The sequence below is a fragment of the Anaerozeibacter quisquiliarum genome (assembly GCF_051162045.1).
GTDB classification, from domain to species: domain Bacteria; phylum Bacillota; class Clostridia; order Christensenellales; family Aristaeellaceae; genus Anaerozeibacter; species Anaerozeibacter quisquiliarum.
Window position 1 is genome coordinate 61,375 of sequence record NZ_JBISDI010000016.1, and the last position, 14,085, is coordinate 75,459.

General features: G+C 66.8%; 7 protein-coding genes. 3 read left to right on the forward strand and 4 right to left on the reverse strand.

The window, feature by feature from the left end; all coding sequences use genetic code 11:
- Window positions 1-61: 61 nt before the first annotated feature.
- The 4 genes from ACH6CV_RS08925 to ACH6CV_RS08940 form a co-directional block, all read right to left on the reverse strand.
- Window positions 62-7,603: a GH36-type glycosyl hydrolase domain-containing protein gene (locus ACH6CV_RS08925; RefSeq protein WP_456357835.1), complete on the reverse strand. Its 7,542-nt coding sequence runs from the start codon at window positions 7,601-7,603 to the stop codon at window positions 62-64.
- A 180-nt stretch (window positions 7,604-7,783) separates the two neighbouring features.
- Window positions 7,784-9,025, reverse strand: coding sequence for a 6-phosphofructokinase (locus tag ACH6CV_RS08930; protein WP_456357836.1), 1,242 nt, complete (start codon window positions 9,023-9,025; stop codon window positions 7,784-7,786).
- A gap of 93 nt (window positions 9,026-9,118) precedes the next feature.
- Entirely contained in the window at window positions 9,119-9,649 is a 531-nt protein-coding gene (gene pgsA, locus ACH6CV_RS08935; protein ID WP_456357837.1) for a CDP-diacylglycerol--glycerol-3-phosphate 3-phosphatidyltransferase, read from the reverse strand.
- Between the two features lie 136 nt (window positions 9,650-9,785).
- Complete coding sequence (locus ACH6CV_RS08940; protein WP_456357838.1) at window positions 9,786-10,073, reverse strand: NfeD family protein; 288 nt, start codon at window positions 10,071-10,073, stop codon at window positions 9,786-9,788.
- A 175-nt stretch (window positions 10,074-10,248) separates the two neighbouring features.
- Here ACH6CV_RS08940 and ACH6CV_RS08945 point away from each other — a divergent pair, with 175 nt between their 5' ends.
- The 3 genes from ACH6CV_RS08945 to ACH6CV_RS08955 all read left to right on the forward strand — a co-directional run.
- Window positions 10,249-11,601, forward strand: a complete 1,353-nt coding sequence (locus ACH6CV_RS08945) for a DEAD/DEAH box helicase (RefSeq protein WP_456357839.1) — start codon at window positions 10,249-10,251, stop codon at window positions 11,599-11,601.
- Between the two features lie 437 nt (window positions 11,602-12,038).
- Window positions 12,039-12,557 (forward strand): ferritin, encoded by a 519-nt coding sequence (locus ACH6CV_RS08950; protein ID WP_456357840.1) that lies wholly within the window; start codon window positions 12,039-12,041, stop codon window positions 12,555-12,557.
- A gap of 512 nt (window positions 12,558-13,069) precedes the next feature.
- Window positions 13,070-14,085, forward strand: a 1,016-nt coding sequence (locus ACH6CV_RS08955) for a PTS transporter subunit IIC (RefSeq protein WP_456357841.1), incomplete at its 3' end; no start/stop codon positions are given.

Genomic DNA, 14,085 nt, shown 5'->3' on the forward strand with positions numbered 1-14,085 from the left:
TGCGGTCGCCCGCGCCTGTCGGGGTTGTCCGTTACCGCGGAAGCGCCCGTACCTCAGGCGCTCAATCCCGCGATTTGCGGCAGGGGAATACCGCTTCGTGCGCTTGGCCGTCGTCGATCAGATCGATGAATTCTCCTCCAACCGGCGCGCCGTCGAGGGTGACGGACTGCGCGCTGCGGCGGGCGGTCAGGCGGTAGCGGCTGCCTCCGACGGTCAACTCGATCGCGGCCTCGTCCCATTCTTCGGGCAGCAGCGCGTTCAGGCGCGCGCGCTGAGCGCGCTTGTCGAGGCCCATCAGGTGGGTGAAGGCCAGCCGGCACAGCCAGGCTGCCGCGCCGGTGTACCAAGTCCAGCCGCCGCGGCCCAGGTGGGGCGGCTCGCCGTACACGTCGGCGGCGACCGCGTAGGGCTCCACGCGGTACTTTTGCGCCTGTTCGGCGGTCGAAGCGTGGCTTACGGGCAGCAGCATGCGGAAAGCCTTCCACGCGCGGTTGGCTTGCCCCAGGCCCGCCCAGCCCATCACGCCCCAGCATGCGCCATGGGTGTACTGGCCGCCGTTTTCGCGCACGCCCGGCGGGTAGGCGGCGATGTAGCCGGGGTTGATGTGCTCGCCGCTAAACGGCGGGGTCAGCAGCTTGATTACGCCCGCCCGCTCGTCGACCAGGCGCCGCCAGGCTTCGTCCATCGCCTGCGCCGTGCGCGCCTCGTCGAGCCCGGCCGCCACCGCCCAGCCCTGCGCGATCAGGTCGATCCGACAGCCGCCCGCGTCGCCTGCGCCGCTGCCCATAATCTGGCCGTCGCGGTGGTAGGCGCGCCGGTACCAGCGCCCGTCCCAGCCGCTTTCTTCGACCGCGCGCTTCATCCGTTCGCCGAGCGTGAGCAGCCCCTCTTGTTCTTCGGGCAGCGCGCACCAGTCGGCGAAGTCGCGCGCCACCACCGACAAAAATTCGCCCAGCCACACGCTCTCGCCGGCATCGGAACCGCCCACGCGGTTCATGCCGTCGTTCCAGTCGCCCGAGCCGATCAGCGGCAGGCCGTGGGGACCCAAGCGCGCGGCGCGCTCGATCGCGCGTATGCAATGTATGCGCAGCGAATCGCTGCGGTCGGACGTCTGCGCGGGCGCGTACACGTCGTCCTCGTCCTCGGGCAACGGCAAATCGGCCAGGTAGGGGATCACCTCGTCCAGCACCGAGCGGTCGCCGGTCTCGCGCACGTAGCAGGCGGTCACATAGGGCAGGAACAGCAGGTCGTCGGAGATACGGGTGCGCACGCCGAGAGAGGGCGGATGCCACCAGTGCATCACGTCGCCCGATTCAAACTGTTTTGACGCGCACAGCAGCAGATGATCGCGCACCCTGCCCGGCTCGATCGGCAGTAGGCACAGCATGTCCTGCAGCTGGTCGCGGAAGCCGTACGCGCCGCCAGCCTGGTACAGCCCGGCGCGCGCGTACAGCCGCGAGGCCAGTGTCTGGTAGGGCAAAAAGCGATTGACCATATCGTTGACCATGGCGTCCGGGGTGCGCAGCGCCGCGCGCGACAGCAGAGCATCCCAAGCGCTGAGCGTTTGATCGAGCCGTGCCCTTGCCCCGGCCTCGAGAAAGCGGTTGCGCAGCGCCGTGCAGCCCTCGATTGATGCGCAATGGCCCAGCAGCAACGCCTCTTCGCGCGCCTCGCGCGCCCCGATGTCCAGCGTAAGCTTAAGCGCCCCATCGTCCGCCTGCGCGCCGGGCAGCGCCAAGAACGCCGCACCCTCCATCGCGCCGCGCGCGATGAGCATGTCGTGTTCCTGGGCGACCTCGGTCAGCCGGGCTTCCTCCGCGCCCGCGCCCATCAAAAAGCGCGCCGAGGCGCTCAGCGTGAGCTTGCGCGCGCGGTCCGAGCGGTTCTCGAGGCGTATGAGCGTACACAGTACGTTCAGTTCGCCGTCGACGAACTGGGTGAGCGTCCAGTTGAGCCCCTCCGCGCCCGACTCGAACCGGCTCGCGCCCTGTAGATGGGTGGCGCGCGCGGGCGGCGCGACCGGCAGCAAATCAGCCGCGCGCCCGGTCGCCGGCTCGAACAACTGAAGCGCCTGCGAGAATCCCTCGCGCAGCGGGTCGCCCGCGAACGGGCTGATCCGGCTGAGCCGGCTGTTGTGCGCCCAGCAGAAACCGCCGCCACGCTCGCTGACGATCGCGCCGAAGCGGGGGTTGGCGAGCGGGTTGCACCAGGCCGTCGGGGTGGGATGGCCCGGCTTGAGCTCGACTTGGTAGCCGCGCCCGCCCGGCAGGAAGCCGCCCCAGCCGTTGAAGTGGAGCAGCTTGGTTTCGGGCGGATGGAAAAACGCGCGCATCGGTTCGTGGCGGGCCGCGGCGCGCGCGGGCACGCTCAGCAGCCGCTTGAGCTGCGCCGCCATCGAACCCGAGTTGCCGTCGAGCACCAGCGCGCCCGCCTTGCGGATCAGCGCGCGCTGCGCACCGGTCAGCGACTGCCCCTCGAGCAGCCGCGCGCCGCCCGGTTGGCCGTGCAGCTCGCGCAAATGGCAGGTGTCGATCAGCGCCTGCAACTGGTCGCGCACCGGCTGCAGGTAGTCGTTGCCGTAGTCGTTAATCAGGATCAGGTCGCACCACACGCCCATCGCACGGTAGAACTCGTGCGCGCGCGCCGCCGACTGGGCCAGCCCCATCTGCTCCTTGCTGCCGATGAACGTGGCGATGATCGGCAGGTCGCCCGATATGCCGAGCGCCCACAGCGCGGCGAGCGACAGCTTTTCCTCGGTCGCCTCGTACAGCTTGAGCTGCGGGTAGAACAGAAAGGCGCTCGCGCGCTGCAGCAGATGGTGGGTCTGGGCGTCGATCGAGAGGAAATCGAGCATAGCGCGCGCCTGCGTACCGGCCAACACGCGCGCGCGAGCCGCCGAATCGCCGGCCACGCGCTCAAGCGCGGCCTCGATTTCCTGCGGCGTATCGCTCACGCAGGTCAGCAGCGTCAGCGTGCGCCGGTCGCCGGGCGCGAGCGAGAAGCGGGCGCGCAGCGCGGCGCAGGGGTTGAGCGTATAGCCCAGCGCGCCGGACAGCGCGCGCGGCAGCAGTTCCGCCCGGTCGGGCCCGCCCGCGCGCCCGGTCAGCCGATTGAGGTCGGTTTCAAACGACAGCTGAGCGCCCGGCGGCGCGTCGATCGCGTACAGCAGCGACGGGTGAGCGCGGCCGTCGCGGGCGTTGCGCGTGAACAGCAGCGCGCCGGGCGCGATCTGCTCGCTCTTGATGAACAAATGCTGAAACGCCGGGTGGGCGCGCAGGTCGCCCTGCGGGCACAGCGCCACCGCAAAGCAGCCGGTGACCTCGATCGCGCGCGCGTACGTACCCGCGTTTTTGAGCTCGAGCTGCTGGCGCAGCGCGCCGTCCTCGGGCGATACGGTCGTGACGAGCAGACACGAGACCTCGCCGAGGCTGCCCGCGCGCTGGACCTCTCCCTCGCCGAACTGTACGCGCGCGCCGAGGTTCACCCATTGCCCGTCGACCGAGACGTGCACAAACAGCCCGTCGCGATCCTCGAGCAGCCCGTCCGAGAAACGGTTTGCCAGTACGCCGCGCACCATGTAGAACCCGCCGCCGCGCGCGTCGATCCAGCAGGTGGCCCCCGCGCCGTGCAGCAGGTGGCCGTCGGGGATGGCTGCATCCGGACGGCCGGCGCGCGTGGCGCGCTGGGGGACGCGCCGCGCGGCGACATCGAGCGAGCGGTGCGCGCGCGCCTGGCGGCGCTCTGGCGGGGCGGAGCGCTCCTCGAGCAGCAGCCTAAGCGCGCGCGCTTCGGGAATGCGCGCAAAGTGCTTCACCAGTTTGTCGCCGGTCAAGGCATTGGCCACCGCGGCCAGGATCATGCCCTGGTGGTGGGCCATATGGCTCTTGACGACGGCATGATCCGCGCCCGCGGGCAGCCGCGCGGGGTTGAAGTCGACCGCCTCGTACAGCCCATGCTCGGCAAGCCAGCCCCGCGCCGCCATGACCTCGAGGTTTCGGCAGGCGGCGTCCGGGTCCACCGGCAAAGACAGCATCGAGGCGTAAGGCGCGATCACCCGCTCGTCCCCGCCGCCGCGCAGCGACAGCGCGCTGAGCCCGAACGCGCGGTACTGGTAGTTCATCATCAGGTCGAACGCGAAGAAGCCCGACTCCGACACGCCCCAGCCATTGTCATGCGCCGCGCGCTGCAGCCTTACCACCGCGCGGTTGCTGTCTTCCAGCAGCGAGCCCTCGCCCGCGCGCAGGAACAGCTCGGGCATCAGGTATTCGAACAGCGTGCCGCTCCACGAAATCAGCGCACGGCCGGTGCGCGCCCGACCCAGCCGGAACCAGTGCTCGACCGGCGCCTGCTTCAGCGCGATCGCGATGAAGCTTAAGATCCGCGCCTCGCTGGCCAACAGGTCGTACCGGGCGTCCGATACCTTGTCGTGCTCGATGTCTACGCCGATGTAGAACAGCTTGCCCGCCTCGTCATACAAAGAGGAGAAGTCCATGGCGCGTGCGAGCGCGTCCATGCGCGCGGCCAACTCGCCGCCGACGGCGCTGGCGCACAGCATCATGCAGGCGGCCAGGTTGCCGCCGTCGACCGTGGACACGTAGCGCGGCGGCAGCGGGCGCAAGCTGTCCAGATCATACCAGTTGTACAGCTGGCCGCGCCACTTGTCCATCGACTCAACCGTCTTAACCGTTTGCGCCATGCGCGCTTCCATTTCGTCCCCGCCGATCAGCTGAAGCTCCTTCGCCGCCAGGCAGGACAGCAAATACAGCCCAATGTTGGTGGGCGAGGTGCGCCGTGCCACGCCCACCGGCGGGTCGAGCTGCACATTGTCGGGCGGCAGGCCGCTGCCGGACATCGGCACATAGACCTCGAAGAAGCGCCAGGTGCGCGCGGCCAGATCGCGCAGCGCTTCCAGTTGGCCGCCCGACAGCCGTGGGGTGTCCTCGTGCTCGAGCAGGCGCAGCCAGCCCGCGCCCGCGAAGAAGATCAGGGCCAGCCCCAGCGCGGCGGTCGACCAGCCGGGGCGCAGGCACGCGGGCGCGGCCAGGATCGCCAGCACCCGGCCGGGCACGTCGGCCCGCCCCGCCGGCTGGCGCTCGGCGTCGGCGGCGGGCGTCCACTCGAGCATGTTCTTTTTCGACTTGTAGGTGCGGTGCAGCGCGCGCGCGACGGCGTCGAGCTGCGTATACGCCTCGACCGGCAAGATCGCCAACCTGCCCGCCACGCGCCAGAAGGCCTGTTCGCCTGCGGACGGCAGCGAGAGCAGCAGCGCAAGCAGCGGCTCGAGCAGCCCCAACAGCAGCGCGGGCGCGCAGCCCAGCATCAGGCCCAGCAGCAGCAGCATGAGCGCCGCCGCGCGCGACAGGCTGCGGTCCAGGTTGTCGAGCATCATGAACCGGGCAAGCGGGGAGAGCGGCAGGTCCGAGAAGATGAACGGCATAAGCTGCCAGTCGCCGCGCGTCCAGCGGTTCAGGCGCTTCAAGTAGCCGGACAGTGTGCCGGGGAAGCCGTCGTGCACGGTCACGTCGGCCAAAAAGCCCGCGCCCGCGAGCGCGCCCTCGATCAGGTCGTGGCTGAGGATCGCGCCGTCGGGCAGCTTGCCCGCGAGCGCGGCGGCGAACGGCTTCAATTCATAGATGCCCTTGCCGCCGAACACGCCCCGGCCGCACAGGTCCTGGTAGAGGCTGGACACCGAGGTGGGGTAACTGTCCACGCCGCCGGGCCCCGCGAACAGCCGCGCGAAGCGGCCCCGGACCGACGGCTCGACGCGCGGCGACAACAGCGCGTAGCCGCGCCTGTTGCCGTTCTCGACGCGCGAGCGGTTGAGCGGGTGGGCGATCGCACCGATCATCTTGAGGAACGCGCCGGGCAGTACGCGGGTGTCGGCGTCCAGCGTGATCACGTAACGGAACCGGTTTTTGAGATGCGGCGCGCAGGATTCTTCAGCTTCAAATTCGCTTTCGCCGCCCAGCAGCAGTTCGTTCAGCGCCGTCAGCGCGCCGCGCTTGCGCTCGTGTCCCATGAAGCGCCCGTCCCTATGCACGTACATGCGCTCGCGGTGCAGATAATGGTATTTCGCCCGCCCGGCGCGCGCGTTGAGCGCCCGGATGCCCTCGCGCGCAGCCTGCAAAATGGCCTCGTCTTCGTCCTCGCGCTGGCGATCGCTGTCTCGGAAGTCGCCCAGCAGCAGGAAGTCGAGGTTGGGGTCGTCCGCGAGCACGCCCAGCGCTTCGAGCTGATCGACCAGCTCCCGCGCGCGCGCGGCGCTCGACAGCAGCACCGGCACCGCGACCAGCGTGCGCAGCTCGTCGGGGACCGAAGTAAGCGTAAGCTTGAGCAGCGGGCGGGGCGACAAGGCGCGGGTGATGATCGCGCCAAGCACCTCATGCGCAAAACGCCAGGCCAGGATGGCCAGGAACGGCGCATAACCCCAGCCGCCCGCGCAGCGCATCATCAGCGCAAACAGCGCAAGCGCCGCCAGCGCGAGCACCGGCAGGTATATGCGCCCTTCGGGGTCGGGCACCACGCGCGCCGGGCGCTCGTTCGGCATCCCCAGCCGGTCCATGAGCGCGCGCCGCCCCTCGTCGTCGCACAGCCACCAGCAGGCGGTCGCGCGCGCCGCGTCTTGATCCGCGTCTTGCTCCTGCGCCGCGCGCACCGCGTGGTGCGCGACCGTCCACTCCGACAGGCCCGACTTGCGCGATAGGTGCGTCACCTGATCGCGCACGCGCGCGCACGAGGTCTTGTCCATCCTGGGGTAAATCGTGTCCTCGCGCAACCGGCGGTCGGCACAGCTGAGTTGCTCGAAGCAGTCGTCCCAATTGAGCGCGTCGAGCGACCGCAGCGAGCCCATCAGGTTTTCCAGCAACAGCCGGTTCATGGCCTGGCGTTCGTGCGCGCGCCGGATGACGACGAGGCTTTCGCCCACGCGGTTCTCCAGCCACTCCTCGAGCGCGCGGCGCTTATCGCCCGTCTCCTCGTCGTGCATCAGTTTGAGCGCGCGCTCGTAAAATGCGCTGCCCGCCCCGCGCGGCAGCGCGGCAAGCGTCGCGCCCCGCGCCACCCAGCGCTCGGCCGCGAGCCGCTCGCGCTGGTCGAACGCCACCTGTTCGCCCACGGCGAGGAAGCCCTCGATCAACGCCATGCGCAGCGCCCGGGGTGCCAGCCACAGCTCGGCCATCGACAGTCCCTGCACCTCGTCGAACGCGCTCATCGAGCGCATCAGCCGCTCCACGTCCACGTGTGCGTCGCTGTGCGTCACCAACGCGCGCATCAGCATCATGAGCCGCGGCTCGTCGTCCAGCGCGGGCAGCAGTGGCGAGGGCGCGGCGGCGCAGACGCGAGAAGCCGCCTCCACCCAGCGGATGTTGCCGGTCAGCCACTCCATGGCGGGCGGCAGCGCGCCGGACTCGGCGGCCAGGTACGCCGCTTGCGCGTCGAGCCGCGCAAGCGTCCCGGGCGTCACGCCCCGCAGCCTAAGCCGCGCGCGCGCGTTGACGCACAGCCGCGCGGCCGTCTGGCGCGCAAAGTCCGCCATCGCGTCGCCCGGCAGCGCCGCGTCAAAGGCCAGCGTGCTCCGTCGCCTAAAGTTGCGAAGCCCGTCCATACGATCGCTCCCGTCAGTGCATTATGATGAACTAGTATGGGCCGGGTATTGAACGCGTATTCAAAGGCGTAACAAATGATACCGATCGGAATCATGAACGCGGGCATGGTTCCGGCTAATATAAAGGCTGCAGCGCCCTCTTTTGGCGCTGCAGCCGTTGATTCTGATCTGAAATACCCCTTATGCCCTGACCTTCTTCAATTTCACAAATCGCGGCAGTCCGTCCTCGATCGCCAGCTTGGTCTGGCCCTGGATCAGCGGCAGCGCATAGTCGATGAACTCCGCCTTGATGCCGTCGCCCTCTTCGTTGATCCACTCGCGCGGTACCTTTTTCTCGGCGTTGGCGACCACGTCCAACGGGAACAGCTTGATCCTCATCTTGTACCGGCCGTTCTCGGTTACGCGCTCGTAGCCGACCATCTTGTCGGTCTCGCCCGCGACGGCGTTCAAAACCGCGGCTTCGCCCGCGGCGAACGATTCGTCGATGTCGGTCTGCGAGGCGCAGTGGGCCGCGCAGCGCTGCAGCAGGCTCAGCTCGATGCCGCGCACCTTCGCGCCGGTGGCCGCCTTGACCTCGCTGGCCAGGAAGGCCGCCAGGCCGCCCAGTTGCGCGTGGCCGAAGCTGTCCTTGGCCGTGTTCTTGCCCGCGTACTCGGTGATGAAGGTGCCGTCCTTATCGTGGATGCCTTCGCTGACCGCCACGATGCACTTCCCCTGCGCGGCGTAGACCTTCTTGACCGAATTCAGGAACTGATCCATGTCGAAGGGCACCTCGGGCAGGTAGATCAGGTCGGGGCCGCAGCCCTTGTGGCCGGCCAGCGCGGCGGCGGCGGTCAGCCAGCCCGCGTGGCGGCCCATGCACTCGATGATCGTCACCATGCCGGTGTCGTACACGCGCGCGTCATGGTACACTTCCATGATCGAGGTGGCGATGTACTTGGCGGCCGAGGCGAAGCCGGGGCAGTGGTCGGTACCGGCCAGGTCGTTGTCGATCGTCTTGGGGATGCCCATCACGCGGCACTCGTAGCCGTGCTTGAGCATGAACTTGCTGATCTTGTTGCAGGTGTCCATCGAGTCGTTGCCGCCGTTGTAGAAGAAGTAGCGCACGTCGTACTTCTTGAAGATTTCCAGAATGCGCCTATAGTCGGCGTCGTCCACGTCGGGATCCTTGAGCTTGTAACGGCAGGAGCCCAGCGCCGAGGACGGCGTGTACATCATGTACGCAAGTTCTTCGCGGTCTTCCTTCGACATGTCGATCAGTTTGTCGTCCAGCACGCCCTTGATGCCGTTGAGCGCACCCAGCACGCGGGTGATGGAAGGGTTGTCAAGCGCGGTCGCGATCGCGCCGTACGCGCTGGCGTTGATGACGGAGGTCGGTCCGCCCGACTGACCGATGATGCATGCGCCCCTGAGTTCAGCCATGGTTGGTCTCTCCTTTTTGTCGCATGGACGTATTTCTTTCCGAACCACTTTAGCACGTCGCGCGTAAAATGTCAATTTCGCGCGGTGAAAAAATCAGGCTTTCAACTGTGAGGCGGCCCGCACCGCGCGCGCCGTGTAGGAGATTGTAGACGAAAGCGACAGCGCGAGCGACAGATAAAGCAGCCAATTGCCCGCGCGGCTGAGCCAGATCAGGTGATGCCAGGGATAGATCATGAGTATCGCAGCCACGCAGGTTACGGTGGCCGCCTTGCCCAGGCGGTTGGCGTACACCACCACCTTCTTTTTCAGCAGCACCACCGAGCCCACGACCAGATACAGCTCCTTGATTAGCAAAAAGCCCAGCAACCACCACTCGACATAACGGGTCTGTGCGAGACACGCGAGCATGGTCAACTGCATCAGTTTGTCGGCCATCGGGTCGCAAAGCTTGCCGAAGTCGGTGATCTGGTTGAGCCGCCGCGCGAGGTAGCCGTCGAGCGCGTCGGTCAGCGCGGCCGCCACGTACACGGCCAGCGCCCATCGGTGCTCTCCCTTGGCGTACAGCAACGCGAAGACCGGCACCAGTGCCATTCGCAGAACCGTAAGCGCGTTTGGCAGGTTCATTCAGCCACCTCTTTTTATTGAAAACGTTGTTTATATCATAACAAGCGCGGGCCGCGCTGTCAAGCAAGGCCCGGAGCACGACGAAAAATTCGCGGGGCGCTATGTACCCGGTGCGCGTGCGCACCGGGAAAGGCGCTTATTCGCACCTTCTATGCCTGCAGCAGATGCAGAACCGATAGACGACCAAGGCGAGGATCAGCACCGCCATGACGACCGCGAACACGATGACCGCAGGCAGCGCGGGTAGGATAACGGCCGCGAACACGGCTCCGAAGATCAGACCGAGGGCCAGCGCTAGGAACACCACGAACAGGTAGAGCACTTTCGCGGAGCACATGCAGGCCAGCGCCTTAAACTCCGGGTGAGCGTGAGGGGACCTGGCATCCGACGGCCCGCAGTTGCGGGGACTCCCCTGATATTCCATACTTCCACCTCCTTCCGGTGTGCCATTTCATCCTATGCAGGGCGGCGCGGAGCGTTCAAAAGTGCTTTTGCACGCAATCTCAATAAAAACCCACTCTTTGGGCGCGTGCAAATGTGTTATACTGAGAGATACGCTGCCACAACGTGAATGGCGAATAAGCATTAGGAAGCAAGCTATGACTTTTGACGAAATGAACCTGATCGCACCCCTGCGCGCCGCGGTCGCGCGCGTCGGATATGAAGTGCCCACACCGATCCAGGAGCAGACCATCCCGCTGGTGCTGGAAGGCCGGGACGTGCTCGGCTGCGCCCAGACCGGTACCGGCAAGACGGCGGCCTTCGCGCTGCCCATTCTGCAGCGGCTGTCGCGCACGATGCCTAAGCGTGAGAGCGCGCATAGACGCCCGATCCGCGCCCTTGTCCTTACGCCCACGCGCGAGCTGGCACAGCAAATCTACGAAAACTTCATCGCCTACGGCCAGCGGCTGCAGCTGAACGCGTGCGTGATCTTCGGCGGCGTCAAGCAGTACGCCCAGACCGAGGCGCTGCGCCGGGGCGTGGACATCCTGGTCGCTACGCCGGGCCGGCTGTGCGACCTGATCGGGCAGGGCTACATCAAGCTGGATTCGATCGAAATCTTCGTACTCGACGAGGCCGACCGGATGCTCGACATGGGCTTCATCCACGACGTGAGGCGCGTGATCGCGCTGCTGCCCGCAAGAAGGCAGACGCTGCTGTTCTCCGCCACCATGCCCGACGAGGTGGAGCAGTTGGCGCTCAGCATTCTCGATCAGCCCGAGACGGTCAAGGTGGACCCGGTGACGAGCACCGTGGACAGCATCCGGCAGGCGCTGTACTACGTGGACAAGGCCAACAAGAAGCTGCTGCTGGCCGACATTTTGAAGCGCGACGAGGTGGACAGCGCGCTGGTGTTCGCGCGCACGCGCCATGGGGCCGACCGCGTGGTCCGGGAGATGGAGAGGATGGGCATCCAGTCGCGCGCCATCCACGGCGACAAGTCGCAGGGCGCGCGCCAGGAGGCGCTGAACTACTTTAAGAGCGGCAAGATCAAGGTGCTGATCGCCACCGACATCGCGGCGCGCGGCATTGACATCGTGGGGCTGTCGCACGTGATTAACTACGACCTGCCCAACGAGCCCGAGGCCTACATCCACCGCATCGGGCGCACCGGCCGCGCGGGGCTTGCCGGCGACGCCATCAGTTTTTGCTGCATCGACGAGATGAAGCAGCTCTCCGCCATCGAAAAGCTGATCCGCAAGCGCATCCCGCGCCTGGAAAGCCCCTGGCCGATGGAGGTGCTTACTCCGTCCGAGCCCCAGCCGCGCGGTCCCCGGCCGAGCAAGCTTGGGATGGACGGCCAGAGGGCGCGCAGCGCCCGCCCGGCGTATTCGCCGCGCGCCGCCTATGCCCCGAACGCGTCCCGCGCGCCGCGCGCGACGGTGAGCCGGGATCAGGGCGGCAGGCGGAGCGGGCGCGCCGGCGCGCCGCGTACCCGGCGCGGGGGCTAGGCGTTCGCAGATAAAACCGGGGCTGTAGCGCCTTTTTACGACGCTACAGCCCCGCGCAGGTTTTTTACCAGTGCCTGCAATACTGCTCGCAGCAGCGCTCACAGTAACGCTCGCAGCAGTGCTCGCACCGGCGTCTGCATCTGCGTTCGCATTCGGATACAGAGCCGACGGCGTCTTCGCCGCAGGGCCAATCCCAGCGCCTGGGGCAGCACACCCAGCAGAGCTGGCAGCGGCACTGGAGGGAATCAAAGCAGCAGTTCATGGTCACTCCTCCGTTCTTTCGGAAATGGGAAGTAGATTTGGGGAGCTCTCACACTTCCGTACCATCGTATGCGGGCGCGCGCGGCGGCGTTTTTATGAATTGTACAATTCTGATTGACGGGCACTCATTTGGTTGATTATATTGGTGACGGCAAATCTATGGAGGAGGGCTTACCATGTTGAAAGAATCGTTGCGCAAGGTGCTCGGGGAGCAGATTGTCGCGGAGTATTATTCGGCCTACCTGTATCTTTCGATGTCGGCCTGGGCCGACCGCGCAGGTTATCAGGGCATCGCCAACTGGCTGTTCATACAGGCGCAGGAGGAGATGGCGCACGGCACACACATCTACCAGCACGTCTTGGAGCGCGGCGAAGCGCCGGCGCTTTCTGAGATCAAGGCCCCGAAGCAGGAGTTCGACAGCATGCAGGCGCTGTTCGAGATGGTACTCAGCCACGAGCAGTGGGTGACCGAGCGGATCAACAACATCGCCACGATTGCGATGAAGGAAGGCGACCACGCCAGCTATAACTTTATCATGTGGTACGTCAACGAACAGGTGGAGGAGGAAGCCAACGCCGACCAGATCCTGGCCAAGGTAAAGGCCGTGAACGACCATCCGGGCCTGATGTACAACCTGGACGCCGAGCTCGCCACCCGCGTGTTCGTCAACCCGTTCCCGGCGGCGGCCAACTAGGCAACCGCCGATCAAATCCCACGCGCGGAGGCGGCCGCCTTTGCGCCATCTTGCGCCTGCAAAATCCTCGACGTAGCGCCGCTACGCCTTCAGATTTTGCAAGCGCAATCTGACGCAAATTCAGCGCGCCACCGCACGCGTGCTTTAATCGGCGCTTACCTAGGCAACCGCCGATCAAATTCCACGCGCGGAGGCGGCCGCCTCGCGACTGATTGGCCGCGGTGAGATTTCCTGCGGCCTGTGAAATGTACCGCGGCGCATAGGGGGAGGATTCCGCCTGTGCGCCGCGGCATTTGCCAAACCGCACCGGGTCGTCGGAGGGATGAAGAGATCCCTATGCAGCTGGCCGGATACGCCGGCCATGAATCGATAAGTCGTGATAAAGCGCCATCCCTCTTACGCGTGGCGGCGTTTTTTGTATGAGGCGTTGATTGACAAAGCGCCGCGACGCGTGTACACTGTCTGGCAATGAAGCGCGCGGTGGGCGCTTTTACGAGAGGAGAATCGTGTATATGGCATCGGTCGGGGCGTTTTTGAAGCGGAAGGGCGTGGAGCCGTCGCTGCGGCGTTATATGGTTGACGCGATGGGTTCGATGGCGAGCGGGCTGTTTGCCTCGCTGCTGATCGGCACCATCCTGAATACGGCGGGCGCGCAACTGAATATACCGCTGCTCAGCCAGTGGGGCGGCTACGCGTCGGTCATGGCCGGGCCGGCCATGGCGGTGGCGATCGGCCATTCGCTGGGCGCGCCGGCGCTGGTGCTGTTCTCGCTGACCGCGGTGGGCCAGGCCGCCAACGCGCTGGGCGGCGCGGGCGGGCCGCTGGCGGTGCTGGTGGTGGCGATTGTCGCCGCCGAGTGCGGCAAGCTGGTCAGCAAGGAGACAAAGGTGGACATCCTGGTGACGCCGCTCGTCACCATCGCGGTGGGCGCGGGGCTGTCGATGGTGATCGCGCCCGCGATCGGGTCGGCGGCGCAGTCGGTCGGCCGCGTAATCATGTGGGCGACCGAGCTCGCGCCTTTTTGGATGGGCATTCTGGTGTCGGTGGTGATCGGCATCGCGCTGACGCTGCCGATCAGTTCGGCGGCCATCTGCGCGGCGCTGGGGCTCACCGGCCTCGCGGGCGGCGCGGCGCTGGCCGGCTGCTGCGCGCAGATGGTGGGCTTTGCGGTGATGAGCTTCCCGGAAAACGGCTGGGGCGGGCTGGTGTCCCAGGGCCTGGGCACCTCGATGCTGCAAATGGGCAACATTATGAAGAACCCGCGCGTGTGGATTGCGCCGATCGTGACCAGCGCGATCACCGGTCCGATCGCCACACTCGTCTTCCGCCTCAAGATGAACGGCCCGGCGGTCAGTTCCGGCATGGGCACCTGCGGCCTGGTGGGCCCGATCGGCGTCTACACCGGCTGGGTGAACGACGTGGCCGCGGGCGTCAAGGCCGGCATCACCGGCGGCGACTGGCTGGCGCTCTTTGCGGTGGCTGTGGTGCTGCCGGCGGTGATCTGCTATGCGCTGGGGCAGATCGCGCG

Excerpts from the sequence above, each read along its gene's own strand:
- ACH6CV_RS08945 (WP_456357839.1), top strand. The coding sequence starts at position 10,249 with ATGACTTTTGACGAAATGAACCTGATCGCACCCCTGCGCGCCGCGGTC.
- ACH6CV_RS08950 (WP_456357840.1), top strand. The coding sequence starts at position 12,039 with ATGTTGAAAGAATCGTTGCGCAAGGTGCTCGGGGAGCAGATTGTCGCG.
- ACH6CV_RS08940 (WP_456357838.1), bottom strand. The coding sequence starts at position 10,073 with ATGGAATATCAGGGGAGTCCCCGCAACTGCGGGCCGTCGGATGCCAGG.
- ACH6CV_RS08930 (WP_456357836.1), bottom strand. The coding sequence starts at position 9,025 with ATGGCTGAACTCAGGGGCGCATGCATCATCGGTCAGTCGGGCGGACCG.
- ACH6CV_RS08925 (WP_456357835.1), bottom strand. The coding sequence starts at position 7,603 with ATGGACGGGCTTCGCAACTTTAGGCGACGGAGCACGCTGGCCTTTGAC.
- pgsA (WP_456357837.1), bottom strand. The coding sequence starts at position 9,649 with ATGAACCTGCCAAACGCGCTTACGGTTCTGCGAATGGCACTGGTGCCG.